General features: G+C 51.4%; 13 protein-coding genes and 1 rRNA gene. 7 read left to right on the forward strand and 7 right to left on the reverse strand.

Annotation, left to right across the window (positions count from 1 at the left end):
- From C2M34_RS06365 to cyaY, 5 genes are read right to left on the reverse strand one after another with little or no spacing between them, the layout of a single operon-like run.
- A complete protein-coding gene (locus C2M34_RS06365; protein ID WP_105258349.1) occupies positions 1-1872 on the reverse strand; it encodes a uroporphyrinogen-III synthase in 1872 nt (623 codons plus the stop codon).
- A 27-nt stretch (positions 1873-1899) separates the two neighbouring features.
- Entirely contained in the window at positions 1900-2841 is a 942-nt protein-coding gene (hemC, locus tag C2M34_RS06370; protein WP_105258350.1) for a hydroxymethylbilane synthase, read from the reverse strand.
- An 18-nt stretch (positions 2842-2859) separates the two neighbouring features.
- Complete coding sequence (locus C2M34_RS06375) at positions 2860-3741, reverse strand: DUF2914 domain-containing protein (RefSeq protein WP_105258351.1); 882 nt, start codon at positions 3739-3741, stop codon at positions 2860-2862.
- A 21-nt stretch (positions 3742-3762) separates the two neighbouring features.
- On the reverse strand, positions 3763-4422 hold the full coding sequence (locus tag C2M34_RS06380) for an alpha/beta hydrolase (protein WP_105199261.1): 660 nt from the start codon (positions 4420-4422) through the stop codon (positions 3763-3765).
- Positions 4423-4743: an iron donor protein CyaY gene (cyaY, locus tag C2M34_RS06385; RefSeq protein ID WP_105199278.1), complete on the reverse strand. Its 321-nt coding sequence runs from the start codon at positions 4741-4743 to the stop codon at positions 4423-4425.
- A gap of 146 nt (positions 4744-4889) precedes the next feature.
- Here cyaY and lptM point away from each other — a divergent pair, with 146 nt between their 5' ends.
- The 5 genes from lptM to C2M34_RS06410 all read left to right on the forward strand — a co-directional run bounded on the left by lptM (position 4890) and on the right by C2M34_RS06410 (position 8209).
- A complete protein-coding gene (gene lptM, locus C2M34_RS06390; RefSeq protein ID WP_105199260.1) occupies positions 4890-5075 on the forward strand; it encodes an LPS translocon maturation chaperone LptM in 186 nt (61 codons plus the stop codon).
- A gap of 62 nt (positions 5076-5137) precedes the next feature.
- Positions 5138-5968 carry a diaminopimelate epimerase gene (gene dapF / locus C2M34_RS06395; RefSeq protein WP_105199259.1) on the forward strand — a complete coding sequence of 277 codons (831 nt, stop codon included), beginning with the start codon at positions 5138-5140 and terminating at the stop codon, positions 5966-5968.
- Positions 5965-6576: a DUF484 family protein gene (locus tag C2M34_RS06400; protein WP_105216190.1), complete on the forward strand. Its 612-nt coding sequence runs from the start codon at positions 5965-5967 to the stop codon at positions 6574-6576. The genes dapF and C2M34_RS06400 overlap by 4 nt, the downstream gene beginning before the upstream one ends.
- Entirely contained in the window at positions 6573-7505 is a 933-nt protein-coding gene (gene xerC / locus C2M34_RS06405; protein WP_105199257.1) for a tyrosine recombinase XerC, read from the forward strand. Before C2M34_RS06400 ends, xerC begins: the two co-directional genes overlap by 4 nt.
- Before the next feature lie 11 nt (positions 7506-7516).
- The gene (locus tag C2M34_RS06410; RefSeq protein WP_105216188.1) at positions 7517-8209 is read left to right on the forward strand and encodes an HAD-IA family hydrolase; all 693 of its coding nucleotides are present in this window, start codon (positions 7517-7519) and stop codon (positions 8207-8209) included.
- A gap of 7 nt (positions 8210-8216) precedes the next feature.
- On the opposite strand, the gene C2M34_RS06415 is transcribed toward C2M34_RS06410, so the two are convergent.
- On the reverse strand, positions 8217-8630 hold the full coding sequence (locus C2M34_RS06415; RefSeq protein ID WP_105199255.1) for a GNAT family N-acetyltransferase: 414 nt from the start codon (positions 8628-8630) through the stop codon (positions 8217-8219).
- Between the two features lie 167 nt (positions 8631-8797).
- On the opposite strand from C2M34_RS06415, the gene uvrD reads away from it, so the two are divergent.
- Together uvrD and C2M34_RS06425 are read left to right on the forward strand one after the other, a co-directional pair.
- Positions 8798-10963 (forward strand): DNA helicase II, encoded by a 2166-nt coding sequence (gene uvrD, locus C2M34_RS06420; RefSeq protein ID WP_105216218.1) that lies wholly within the window; start codon positions 8798-8800, stop codon positions 10961-10963.
- Complete coding sequence (locus tag C2M34_RS06425) at positions 10908-13004, forward strand: GNAT family N-acetyltransferase (RefSeq protein WP_105258352.1); 2097 nt, start codon at positions 10908-10910, stop codon at positions 13002-13004. The genes uvrD and C2M34_RS06425 overlap by 56 nt, the downstream gene beginning before the upstream one ends.
- A gap of 436 nt (positions 13005-13440) precedes the next feature.
- Here C2M34_RS06425 and rrf read toward each other — a convergent pair.
- Positions 13441-13555, reverse strand: a 5S ribosomal RNA gene (rrf, locus tag C2M34_RS06430).
- Between the last annotated feature and the right edge of the window lie 41 nt (positions 13556-13596).

Consider the following 13596-nt stretch of genomic DNA (forward strand, 5'->3'; position numbering starts at 1 on the left):
TCAAGACTCCTTTAAGGCGCTAACTGTGGCCAAGTTGATCGGCTGCGCTGGCGTTAGCTGTTGCAGTCGCAACTGCTTCAGCTGACTTAAAAACTGGCTGGTTTGCGGCTGTGATAAATCAAAGTAACGGGTGATCAAATCCGCTGAGCTTTGTAATGATTGCTTGTAGAGATCAACATACTGGTGAGTGGCAGCAAAGCCCGCCTGATCAAGATTGAAATGCAGACGTTGTTTAATTAAACGTTGTTGCTCATGGTCCAGTAAGGGCTCTATTGTCGCCTCGCGCTTACGCACCTTGATAAAGTCATCCACCAGCTTATCCCAGGTACGACCTAAATTAGTACGCCAGTCGGAAACATTCTCTGAGAGCTCTTGCTTATCCGCGGCCACCGTTTCCTCGGCCAGGTCGACCATATTAAAGGCCAGTTTATCAACCTGTTGCCCTAAACCATGTAAGGTCAACACAGTGGCTTGCACATCCGCCAACTCGATGCTGGCCAGGGTTTGTAAATCGCTGTGAATGGCTCGTCTTAACTGAGCATTACCCGGATAGCTGGCCAGCAGCGCATCGGCACGCTCAAGCACGGTAGCGGCACCGGCATAGTTGCTTTCAGACCAAATTTTAAAATCCGCCAGAGCCACCAAACGACGTAATTCGTTCATATCCAATGGCGGCTGGGTATTATCTTTTGCCGCAGCAATACTTTGCTCAACATGAGTGATCATGGAGCGTTGATTGGCACTTAGCTGGCGACTGATGTCGTCATTAAAATCCTGTTGCCATTGCTGAGTTTGCTGCTGCTGAGTTTGTTGCGTACCACGTAAGGCCTTAATTTGCTCAGCCAGCGCCTGATTGGCACCTTGCAGCTGCTGCACCTGCTGTTGCATTTGCACCAGCGCCGCATTTTCCTGCTCGGTCGCACTGCGTTGCTGCTGATACTGATGCCAATATAAATAGCCTGTTCCAGCTCCGCCGCCCAGAGCAATCAACAAAGCCAATAAACCAACCTTGCTTACGCCTTGTTTGGCGGGCGCCCTGCCCGATTGCACTTTTGGCGCAGGCGCTTTTGCTGTGGCCGCCGACGTATTAGAAGGCGCTGATTCCGGCTCTGGCTTTTCGGGCTGCTCGCTCATATTGATTTCCTGCTCACTGTCGATACACGCGGCGATGGCCTGGTTAGTCACGCCTGCGGCAATACTAATATGGTCCGTGGCCACACCTTGCTGTTCTAAATGCGCCCCAGTTCTAGCACTAACAATATAGAAATGTCGCGATTTAAGCCACTGTAATAATTGCGGATCTTGGCTGGCAAAGATGGCATCGACGCTGCTGTTACTGGTTATGACCAAGGCATCGACCTGATCCTGCTGCCATTGCTGCAACCAGGCATCACTGCTCGGCTGCGCCGCAGTGCGCTGATACACCACCAGCGGATTGATAAAGGCGCCACGTTGTTTCAGGGTTTTGGCAAGCAAGGTACGTCCGCCTCGGCCCTTAACCAAGACCACATTTTTCCCTTCGACCTGCTGCAGCTCGGGCAGTGCAATCATACCTTCTGAATCATGACGCTCCGGCACCAGGGCACGGCATTTAAAATAACTATCTAAAGCCTCTGCGGTGGCTTCACCCACGGCTACACATTGCACACTGGCGGGCAAACTGGGGCGTTGTTGATGCAAACCTATAACCGCATCCTGAGAAACGAAAACAGCAATATCGGCTTCATCCAGGGTCGCCAACTCTTGTTCATCACTGGCCAGATAATCAATATTCAACACTGGGCATTGAGTCACCTTATGCCCTTGTACAACAAGTAAATCAGCCAGTTCTTGCCCCTTACCCTGGGGCCGAGTTACAACAATATGTGCCATTGCCTGCGCCTTCGTTATCGTCCAGTTTTATTTTATTTCGCCATATACCTCGGCCAGAATCACATCGGCCCCTTGAGCCAGAAGTTCTTCCGCCAGGCTTACACCTAGTTGCTGCGCTTCACCAATAGAGCCCTTGGCCTCGGCCCGTAAAATACGTTTGCCATCAAGCGAACCCACCAGACCACGCAGATAGACCTGCTCACCTTCAATCACGGCATAGGCTCCGATTGGCACCTGACAACCACCTTGCAAGCGGCGGTTCATAGCGCGCTCGGCATCAACGCGAATACGAGTTGGCGTATGCTCAAGCGGTGCCAGCAGGGCTTTAATTTGCTCATCATCGCTGCGACACTCAATACCCACGGCACCCTGACCATTGGCTGGCAAAGATTCTTCGGCACTGATGTAACTGCGGATACGGTCGCTCATTTCTAAACGGATCAGGCCGGCGGCGGCGAGGATAATGGCATCGTACTGGCCTTCGTCCAGTTTCGCCAAGCGGGTATTCACGTTACCGCGCAGATCGCGAATATCGAGATCGGGACGACGCTCTTTAAGCTGGCACTGACGGCGCAAGCTTGAAGTACCTACTACGGCACCCTCGGGCAGGCTGTCAATATCGGCATAAAGGTTAGAAACAAAGGCATCACGCGGATCTTCGCGCTCGCAAATGGTGTGCAGCTCCAGCCCAGCTGGAAAGTCCACCGGCACATCCTTCATGGAGTGCACAGCTATATCGGCGCGGTCTTCCAGCATGGCCTGCTCTAATTCTTTTACGAACAAGCCCTTACCGCCAACTTTTGCCAAAGGGGTATCGAGGATAATGTCGCCCTTGGTGGTCATGGTCACCAGTTCGACTTCAATATTTGCATGATGGCGCTCTAATTCAGCCTTTACAAATTCGGCTTGCCACAAAGCTAGGGCACTTTTACGAGTGGCAATTCGCACTCGCTGAGTTGCAGTTGTCATGTAATTCCTAATTCAAAGTTAAGGCTTGGCAATTAAGCGAAACTCTCTTGTTGCCAATAACTTATTATTGTTATCTCGTAATTCTACACGCCACAAACCAACTTGGCTGGGCATAATATGTTTAGATGAAAAGGTGCGATAACGAGCCGTGTGTACGCCGAGTTCAACCCGCGCCATCTGTTGCTCTTCAAAATACCAAATATGGCTGACTTTTTGCCCTTGCAGGCCGTGCAGTTCAGTGAAAAATACCAGGCTGTCATCAAAGTCACCCATATTAATCTCACGACCCAGCGCACTGACCGGCTCACGATCTTGCACTTGTGTGGTTAATACAGCTCGGCTCACTTTGTCGGTATCGATTTTGCTGCCCTGGGCCAGGTTGGCAACCTTGGCTTCATCATTAAAATCGGCTGCAACTACACTGGGTTCAACCTCGGCTGTTTCGGTACGAATGGACTCGGACTGAATAGGCTCGACCTGAACAGGTTCGGCTGGTGCGGGTTCGGCTATAACAGGCTCGACTGGCTCAGCCTTCACTTCTTGAACCAGGTTGACCTCGGCGGCCACCTGCTCAATCGGCTCGGCATCATTTTGCGCCTGGGCTTCAACTAACGACTCAGACTCTGACTCTGCAACCAGAGGCTGTTTATAAGCCGAACTCTCGCTGCTAACGACTGGCTCAGCGACTAATTGGCTTGTAGCTGATTCGACCTCAGAGACCCTGCTTTGTTCGGCATTGGCCGGGGTAAAAGCAGCATACCAAAGTGCGCCTATAGCAAAGGCGCCGACTCCAGCGACTGTGCCGATGCGATGCCAATGCCACTGATAGACCACATCCTTGCGGGCAATGCGCGGTGTATTATTATTCATGTTCGCCGTTATCACGATTTTTTGTCCCATGCGCTGGTTCCTAGATCTCTTTTAACTTAGTCGCTCTATCAGCCATTGTCGAATGGCCTCAAGCTCTTGTTCACAGACCTGGTGCGCCATGGCATAAGTTTGCCAGGACACCGCCATCCCTTGCTCCTGCAAACAATCAAAGGCCTGTTTGCCAGCCGCTAATGGCACCACGTTGTCAAACTCGCCATGGGCCATAAAAATACTAAGGTCTTTATGTATCGCCTGCTCGGCCAGTAACTCCGGCTGCGACATATAGGTCGATAGCGCCATGACTCCGGCCAGCTTATGCTGATAGCGCGGCGCCAAATGCAAGGCAATCACGCCACCTTGGGAAAAGCCGGCAAGAATAATCTTGTCTGCCGGTATCCCAGCGGCGAGTTGCTCATCAATTAAGTCGCTAATGCGCTGCGCTGATTGTTGCACACCCTGAGCATCAGCACGTTTATCCAGATCAAGGGATTTAATGTCGTACCAGGCACGCATTTCCATGCCGCCGTTAATGGTCACGGCTTGAACCGGCGCGTGAGGAAATAAGAATTTCACCCCAAGCTCTTCGGGCAGGGCCAAATGAGGTGCCACGGGGGCGAAACCATCACCTGAATCTCCTAAACCGTGCAACCAGATCACGGTCGCTTTATGAGTTGGGCTATTAAAATAGCTGGCACCGTCGAATTGACTCACTTAATCATGCTCCCAGCGAATTTCAACACCCGCCTGCTTGGTGGCCGCATCACACATAAACTGCCAAAACTCGGCGCCGGAACGATTATCTATCCATTGCTCGCCATGCAATTCAAAGTGGTGGCCGTTAAATTTAGTGGCAACCCATACCTGATGCAGCGGCGCCTGCTTGTTAATCACTATCTTGCTGCGGTCCGGGAAGATGATTTCCAATATCCCCGCCGCCGACTCATAGTCTAAATCCGCATCTAAATCGTCGATCTGATCTTCTATGGTCAACATCAATGCATCGGCCAGCTGATGATACTGGGTGTCGGTCATGGTGGTTTCACTCATTTGGCTTGCGCTCCTGTCCTGGCGGTGACGTTGTGAAGGGGAAATAATTCAACAGCAACGACTACATTTTCGGTATTTTCTGTTACTCTGCGATTATAAAACGAGTCATATTAATTATCTATCGAATCACTATGTATAACAGTCACCGATTGCCTCACCTTGTTGTAGCCGTCAGCTTAACGCTACTAAGCGCTTGTGGTCAAAGTGGACCCTTATACCTGCCACAAGAGCAACCAGAAATTCAGCAGCCCGCCTCTGTGCAAGCGCAAGAGGGCGAGGCGCAAGTGCAGACCAACGACCCGCAACAGCAGCAATAAACCTAGAGTTGGCTGCGTTTTGCAGGCATAGTGATGGCATAGAGGGATGATGTAAGAGCGTTATGTTAGTTAACTTCTCCAAGATGCACGGGCTGGGAAATGATTTTATGGTCGTCGATAACGTGACCCAGAACATTTTTCTTTCCCGCGACCAAATCAAGCGACTGGCCGACCGTAACTTTGGCGTTGGCTTCGACCAATTGTTAATGGTCGAGGCGCCCTATTCGCCGGATTTAGACTTCCATTACCGTATCTTTAATGCCGATGGCAGCGAAGTGGAGCAATGCGGTAACGGCGCTCGCTGCTTTGCCCGCTTTGTGCGTATGAAGGGCCTCACCAACAAGCATAAGATTGCCGTATCCACCAAGGGTGGCAACATGATCTTGTATATAGAAAAAGACGGTCAGGTCACGGTGAACATGGGACAGCCCATGCTCGAGCCCAAAGAAATTCCGCTTAAAGCCAGTAAACGCGAACTCACCTATATCCTGCGCCAGCAAGAACAAACCCTGTTTGTCGGTGCCGCATCCATGGGCAACCCCCATTGCGTGATCGAGGTTGATGATATAGACACCGCCGAGGTGCAAACCTTGGGACCTTTAGTAGAAGAGCATGAGCGCTTCCCGAAGAAGGTCAATGTTGGCTTTATGCAAGTGATAGATGAAAACCATATTAAGCTGCGAGTGTGGGAGCGCGGTGCCGGTGAAACTCTGGCCTGTGGCAGTGGCGCCTGTGCCGCCGCTGTAGTTGGACAGCTGCAGAATAAGCTAGGCAATAATGTCAAAGTTGATCTGCCCGGCGGTAGCTTGCAGATCCGTTGGCAAGGCGAAGGCCACGCGGTCAAGATGACGGGCCCCGCCGAGCATGTATTTGATGGACAAATAGCCCTATGAGTGAACTAAGCAAAGAGCAGATCGCCGCGTATCTCAAACTCAATCCGGACTTCTTTTTACAGCATCCCGAGGTGTTTGCACTGATGAACTTTGGTGCTCCCCACGAAAGTGTTGCCTCTTTGCAATTGCGCCAACAGCAAGTGCTGCGCGAACAAAACCAGGCTTTGCAACAGCAGTTACAGCAATTGGTGGCTCAGGCGAAACAAAATGAAAAGGTCTTTCAGGTGTTTAGCGCCTGCCATCGCCAGCTGATGCGGGATGCCGAGTTTGTCGAACTGGCTACTGGGCTGGAAGCCCTGATCTGCGAACAATTACATATCAGTGAGTGTAAGCTGATTAAGTTCACCGAAGACTTGCAGCCCTTGCTGGATAAACGCCTGCAAACTAACAATCACTACCTTGGCCGTTTATCGGAGCAGGAGCAGGCGCTGATCTTTGCCGGCCAAAGCAAAAGTTCCGCCCTCTATCTTATTGGCGAGCTGCAAGCGCCTCTGGCAATTTTGGCCTTTGCCAGCGAAGACGAACTGCACTTTGAGCCAGCTCAGGACAGTTTGTTTATCTTCGAGTTTGTTAAAGCCCTGCAAGAGCGCTTAACCGCCCTATCATGAGCGAGTCGCAGGCGCTCACCTTTGCCGTGATGACAGATGCCTGGCGCTCACCCGTGAGCGACTACCACAATTACCTGCGCTATGAAAAACAATACTCCAACCACACCCTGGAGCAATATCAGCGGCAACTCCTCGAGGTAGCCCGCTATTTTTATGATGACCGGGATGGCTGGTTGGCCATTAACGGCGACGATATCCGCCGTTATGCCATGTCGTTGCGCGCCAAGGGCTTGGGTGCCCGCACCGTTAACCTCAAACTCAGTTGCCTGCGTGCCTTTTTTCGCTTTTTACGCACCTATAATCCGCATCTGGATAATCCGGCCCAGTTTGTAAAGGGCCCCAAGTTTGATAAGCCGCTGCCCCGTAATCTGGATATTGAGCAGATGCATCAACTCCTTGAGATCGACGATGATGATCCACTCGCCATCCGCGATAAGGCGATGATGGAGCTGATGTACTCATGTGGACTGCGGATCAGCGAACTGGTCAACACCAACTGCAAGGATATCGATTTGCGCAGCGGTGAAATCCGCGTCCTGGGTAAGGGGAATAAAGAACGACTGGTACCGGTGGGCTCAAAGGCCATTGCCGCAGTTAACGCCTGGCTTAAAGTGCGCGGTGCCTTTATCGGCGCCGATGTCGATGCACTGTTTTTATCAAAACGGAAAACCCGTATTTCAGTGCGTCATGTACGCGAGCGCATGCGTGAATGGGGCGTCAAACAAGGCCTGAGTGCCCAGGTTCATCCCCATAAACTGCGCCACTCCTTTGCCTCTCATGTCTTGCAATCGAGCGGCGATCTGCGCGCGGTGCAGGAATTACTGGGCCACAGCAGTTTATCGGCCACCCAGGTTTATACCCATTTAGACTTTCAACACCTAGCCAAGGTATATGATAATACCCACCCCAGAGCTAAAAAACAGAAGTAAAGCCCTACACCATGATGCGATTTAATCGAGCCATAACGCCCGCCAAGGTCCTAAGTTTTGACTTGGACGACACCCTGTATGACAACCACCCTATCATCAAGGCGGCGTTGCAGGCACAGCAGGATTATTTGCTTACCCTACCGGGGTGGCTGGAGCAAGGCGATGATTTTTGGCTTACCTGCCGTCGCACCGTAATTGCCCGTGATCCGGCTCTGGCTCATGATGTTACGCAAATTCGTAAGCAAGCGCTCACTTACGCCATGAATAAGATCGGGGTAGAACAATACCACGCTGACAATGCCTATCAGATTTTTGCCGAAGCACGCAGCAAGATCACCGTCAGCGATGAGATATTAGCCCTGCTGGAGTCGCTTAAACGTAAATATCGGCTGATCGCCATTACCAACGGCAATGTCGATGTGTCCAAATTCAACCTCAAGGATCAGTTCGAGTTGGTTCTGATGGCCGGACCCGATGGCAAGTCCAAGCCTCATCGGGACTTGTTCGATCATGCCGCAGAGCGTCTTGGCGTTGCCAACCAGGAAATCATTCATATCGGTGATAGCCTGGACACGGATGTGCAAGGTGCGAACAATGCCGGATGTCGCAGCATTTGGCTCAATAATCAAGGCATTCAATATGCCTACAAAGGCCTGCCTTGCTGTGAAATTGACGACATCATGGCATTGACACAGTTAGGTTAAATACAACTTAAAGTGCTTTAACCATATAGCTACGGCGCCCATCCAGGGGATAATCGGTCAAGGCGAAGACCTCCTTATAGCCATGGCGGCGATAAAAGTCGGGAGCTTGGAACTCCAAAGTATCGAGCACAGCTTTTGTCGCCCCCAAGTCCTTGGCTGCCCGTTCAAGTTTATAAAGCAGTTCGTTGGCATAGCCTTGCCCTCTTTCCTCGGGGTTGACCCATAGCCAATCGATAAGTAGCCAGTTGCCGAAGCACCGACCCGCAATTCCCGCAACCACTTCACCCTGCTCATTATTGACTCTAAAACCGAGATTTTGCCTTTGTACGGGCCAATGTGACTTGTTAAATGCAACCACCTGATCTTTAAGCCAATCACTTAGCTGCTCACTCGTGTCACTGACAATTTCGTACTGTCTCATTATCTAACTTCCAAAGTACCCATGGCGCCTATGTTAACTAATATGAGTACAAGCAGTTAGCGGTAAATTGCTTGCTGGGCGCATACCTGTTTATAAAAACAGTATTCTATTTAGCCAAAGCAGAACTCTTGTTATACTTGCCAAACTAACAATAGGTGGATGTGGCGATGGATGTATCTGAATTACTTGATGGCTTGAACGATAAACAACGAGAGGCGGTAGCAGCACCCTTGCAAAATATGCTGGTTCTCGCCGGTGCAGGCTCAGGTAAGACCCGGGTGTTGGTCCATCGTATCGCCTGGTTAATGCAGGTAGAAAACGCCTCACCCTATAGCGTTTTTGCGGTGACCTTTACCAACAAGGCGGCAAAAGAAATGCGCGCCCGGGTCGAACAAACCATCCAAGGTTCCGCCGGTGGCATGTGGATTGGCACCTTCCACGGATTAGCCCATCGTATTTTGCGTGCTCACCACCGCGAAGCCAAATTGCCTGAGTCTTTCCAAATTCTCGACAGCGATGACCAGCAGCGCATGATACGCCGTTTGCTTAAGGCCATGAATATAGATGAAAAGAAATGGCCGGCAAAGCATATCGCCTGGTATATCAGCGCCAAAAAAGATGAAGGCCTGCGCCCGGGCGACATCCAAGCCTTTGACGTCAATGAACAACTTTTACAGCGAGTCTACAGCGCCTATCAAGAGGCCTGTGACCGCGCCGGATTAGTCGACTTTGCCGAGATCCTGCTGCGCTGCTATGAGGTTCTGCAGCAACAACCCACGCTATTGCGTCACTACCAGCAGCGCTTTGCCCATATTCTGGTGGACGAGTTCCAGGATACCAATACCATACAATACCGCTGGCTGGCACTGATCGCTGGTGATACGAATTCCATGATGATAGTTGGCGACGATGACCAGAGTATTTATGGTTGGCGTGGTGCCCGTATCGAAAACATCAAACGCTTTTTAGATGACTTTGACGCCGAAACTATTCGCCTGGAACAAAACTACCGCTCCACGGCGACCATTCTAAAAGCGGCCAATACGCTGATTGAGAACAACTCCGAGCGCATGGGTAAGAGCCTTTGGACCGATGGTAACCAGGGTGAGCCTATTTCCATCTATGCCGCCTTTAATGAGCTGGATGAAGCCCGTTTTATCGTTGGCAAAATAAAAACCTGGCTGCAAGCCGGTAATGCCCTCAGCGACAGCGCCATCTTATATCGTAACAACGCGCAATCGCGGGTGTTGGAAGAAGCCCTGCTACAAGAAGGTATGAAGTACCGTATTTATGGCGGTATGCGCTTCTTCGAACGCCAGGAAATCAAAGACGCCCTGTGTTATTTGCGCCTGGTCAGTAATCGCCAGGACGACGCCGCCTTTGAGCGCGTGATCAATACACCGACGCGCGGCATAGGCGACAAAACCCTCAGCCATATTCGTGACTGCGCCCGCGCCGAATCACTGCCGCTTTGGTATGCCGCCAAGGCCATCATTGAACAACAACATTTGTCTGGCCGTGCCGCCACCGCGGTAACCAGGTTCTTGGAGTTAGTCGATGGTATCGAAGCCCGTATCGACGATCTCACCTTGGCGGAGCAAGCCAAATATGCAATTGAAAATACCGGCCTTATGGCCATGTATCAGGCAGAAAAAGGTGAAAAAGGCCGCGCCCGCGTAGAAAACTTGGAAGAATTAATCAACGCCTGCGAGCAATACGAATTACCGGTGGACGAAGAGTTTTCATCGCCACTGCAAGGCTTCCTGGCCTACACTTCATTAGAGTCAGGAGAGGGTCAGGCCGAAGAACATGAAGATGCGGTGCAGATGATGACATTGCACTCAGCAAAAGGCCTGGAGTTTCCACTTGTGTTTATGGCTGGCGTTGAAGAGGGCATGTTCCCATCGCAACAAAGCCAGGAGGAAAGCGGTCGCTTAGAGGAAGAGCGTCGCCTTTGCTATGTAGGCATGACCCGCGCCATGGATAAGCTCTACATCACTCATGCGGAAGCCCGTCGCCTCTATGGCCAGGAAAAATATCACAGCCCGTCGCGTTTTTTACGTGAACTGCCCGATGACTGCATCGAAGAAATTCGCGTTAGAACCAAGGTCACCGCGCCGCAACAGTCGGGCCGTTTTAGCCCGTCGCTGACACAAGCGGCATTTGCCGATAGCGGCTTTAATCTAGGCCAACGCGTACTCCATGCCAAGTTTGGTGAGGGTACAGTACTGAATTATGAAGGTGCCGGGGCCCAGTCACGGGTGCAGGTAAACTTTGATGACGTCGGCAGTAAATGGTTGGTCACCGCCTATGCTCGCTTGCAAGCACTCTGAAGTAACTAGCTTACTCACCCAATTAAAGCGCCAGCGATGGCGCCAAGCACTGTTATTGCGTGGCGAACGACAATGGTGCTACGAGCAATTAATAGCGCTCCAGAAACTGACAGCCGCTCCATGGTATGTACTCAGCAATAATGAACAGCTTAGCCAGGCCCAGTGGCCGCATCATCTGCACCAGATCCTGGGGCAAGAACATGCCCACGGCGCTTACGACTGTTACAGCGGCTTTTATGCCGACAAACTCGCAGCACTGGCGGGCACGGTGCAAGCCGGGGGCTTGCTGGTGCTTATGCTGCCAGAAGATACCCAGGCTTTTATCGACCCGGGCATGGATAAGCTGGTTTCTTACGGTTACTCCACACCAACACAAAGCCATTTTTGGGCCTGGTTAGAACAGCAACTAGTAGAAACCGACTTTATTAGCATCAAGCAATCCGAGGCTAACGCAAACGATATTAACTTGGTTGCCGACACACCTGACTGCAATGCTGAAGCGGATACCCGTGAGCAGCAAGAGGTCGTAGCGCAAATCATTAAAACCGCCAAGGGTCGGGCACATCGCCCACTATTAATTAGTGCCGACCGGGGTCGTGGCAAGTCTGCCGCATTAGGTATAGCCGCCGGCCAGCTGAGCGATAAACGCATCATCTTATGTGCCATTCAGCGTAGAGCGGTAACTAGCGTGTTTAAACACCTGAGCCAAACGGCATCCCTTGCCGAAGCCAAGGACACAGATCTGAGTCTAGGTAATGTTGAATATATGCCTCCGGATCGCGTCCTGCACGAGCAACCCAGTTGTGATCTACTCTTTGTCGATGAAGCGGCCACCCTACCGATACATATTCTTAAGCGGCTGTTGGCTATCTATCCACGCGTGGTCTTTGCCAGCACCTTGGCCGGTTACGAAGGTAGTGGCCGGGGTTACACCCTACGCTTTAAAGCCTATTTGCAAAGGCACTACCCTAATTTTAGCGAGCGCGTTTTAAACGAGCCCTTTCGCTACGCCTCGGGTGATCCCTTGGAACAGGGGATCAACAAATTACTGGTGCTTGATGCCGCCAGCAAGGAACTCCAGCCCTGCGAACAAGTATTAACTCATACTTCTATCGATGTGGCTCAGCTACGCGCGCAGCCGGAGCTGCTAAAGCAGGTATTTGCTTTACTGGTGCTTGCCCATTATCAAACCTCGGCCAATGACTTTCGCCAATTACTGGATGCGCCGGGACAGCGTATTTACCTAAGCCGAAAAGGCGAGCAACTGGTCGCCGTGGCCGTTATTACCTTGGAAGGTCGCTTCGATGAAAAGATGGCGGCCCAGGTTGTCAGTGGTGAACGTCGCCCGCAGGGGCACTTACTCGTTCAAAGCCTGGCTCAGCTAAGCGGTGAGTCACAATTGGCGCAGCTATCCTGCGCGCGTATAGTGCGCATTGCCGTGCATCCACAATTGCATCACCTGGGTATAGGTAGCGCGTTAATGGACTTTATCGGTGACGATCTCACAAAACACAAGGTTGCCATACTTGGCACCAGCTTTGGCGCCCATGCCAGCCTGCTGGAGTTTTGGCAACGTCTTGGTCTCAGCACCATTAAGCTGGGCATTAAGCGGGATCATGTCAGCGGTGAATACAGCGCCTTAATGGCAAAAGGGCTCACTGCACAAGGCACCCAACTATTGTCACCGGTTATCAAGGCTTGGCAAAAGGATCTGCCACACCTAATAGCGCATTATTTTGCCGATTTGGATAGTCGCCTGTTACTGAAACTATTATGCGAATGCCCCAAGGCCGAACCCAGCCAGGCCGATCATCATACCCTAATGCGCTTTACCCTGGGTCAGATCCCACTAGCACAAGCCTATGGCACCCTGCGGCGCTATCTTCAATCAAACTGGTTGCCACTTGCTATGGCGCCTAAAGAAACTCAAGAAGTGATTCTTGCGCTCATATTTAACAGCGCGGATGCCAAGCCTGCCGAACTGAGTAAAAAACTGTACCAGCAGCTGATCAAAAGCTTTATTCAACAGCTTCTAAAATAATCTTGTAGACCGGGGTTTGCCGCCAAGGAGGGCGCTAGTAGAGCAATGCAGGAGCATAGTGCCGATAACCCCAACAAGGTGCAGATCCATGCCGCAATGTCGGCCTAAAAGGCCGACCTACAAACGCAAAAAACCCGCTGCATTGCTGCAACGGGTTTCTTTAAATAAGGCCCTGGCGCGCTACGAAGTAGGATGTTCTACTTTCACTGGCAAATGCCACACTATCCTCGACCGGGGCCGGCCATCCGGCTGTTCCGTTTCACTACTGAGTTTGGGTGACGAGAAACCGAAGCCCCGCTTCGCAGTTCGAGGAAGTGAGCGCATGGATGCGCGAAGGGGAGATACTTCATGGATGAATTGATTGCACCTAGGCTGATAATTTTAAAACGCCAGAAAGCAAAAAACCCGCTCATTGAGCGGGCTTTTCTGAATAGGAGCCTGGTGATGACCTACTTTCACATGGCAAATGCCACACTATCATCGGCGCTGTTCCGTTTCACTACTGAGTTCGGCATGGGGTCAGGTGGGTCCAGAACGCTATTGTCACCAAGCAAATTGGTTACTAATCGCTGTTGCAATCAGTATTAAATTC

Source organism: Pseudoalteromonas sp. T1lg88 (assembly GCF_002964765.1).
Classification (GTDB): domain Bacteria; phylum Pseudomonadota; class Gammaproteobacteria; order Enterobacterales; family Alteromonadaceae; genus Pseudoalteromonas.

Excerpts from the sequence above, each read along its gene's own strand:
- uvrD (WP_105216218.1), top strand. The coding sequence starts at position 8,798 with ATGGATGTATCTGAATTACTTGATGGCTTGAACGATAAACAACGAGAG.
- C2M34_RS06365 (WP_105258349.1), bottom strand. The coding sequence starts at position 1,872 with ATGGCACATATTGTTGTAACTCGGCCCCAGGGTAAGGGGCAAGAACTG.
- xerC (WP_105199257.1), top strand. The coding sequence starts at position 6,573 with ATGAGCGAGTCGCAGGCGCTCACCTTTGCCGTGATGACAGATGCCTGG.
- cyaY (WP_105199278.1), bottom strand. The coding sequence starts at position 4,743 with ATGACCGACACCCAGTATCATCAGCTGGCCGATGCATTGATGTTGACC.
- C2M34_RS06415 (WP_105199255.1), bottom strand. The coding sequence starts at position 8,630 with ATGAGACAGTACGAAATTGTCAGTGACACGAGTGAGCAGCTAAGTGAT.
- C2M34_RS06410 (WP_105216188.1), top strand. The coding sequence starts at position 7,517 with ATGATGCGATTTAATCGAGCCATAACGCCCGCCAAGGTCCTAAGTTTT.
- hemC (WP_105258350.1), bottom strand. The coding sequence starts at position 2,841 with ATGACAACTGCAACTCAGCGAGTGCGAATTGCCACTCGTAAAAGTGCC.
- dapF (WP_105199259.1), top strand. The coding sequence starts at position 5,138 with ATGTTAGTTAACTTCTCCAAGATGCACGGGCTGGGAAATGATTTTATG.
- C2M34_RS06400 (WP_105216190.1), top strand. The coding sequence starts at position 5,965 with ATGAGTGAACTAAGCAAAGAGCAGATCGCCGCGTATCTCAAACTCAAT.
- lptM (WP_105199260.1), top strand. The coding sequence starts at position 4,890 with ATGTATAACAGTCACCGATTGCCTCACCTTGTTGTAGCCGTCAGCTTA.
- C2M34_RS06375 (WP_105258351.1), bottom strand. The coding sequence starts at position 3,741 with ATGGGACAAAAAATCGTGATAACGGCGAACATGAATAATAATACACCG.
- C2M34_RS06425 (WP_105258352.1), top strand. The coding sequence starts at position 10,908 with ATGACGTCGGCAGTAAATGGTTGGTCACCGCCTATGCTCGCTTGCAAG.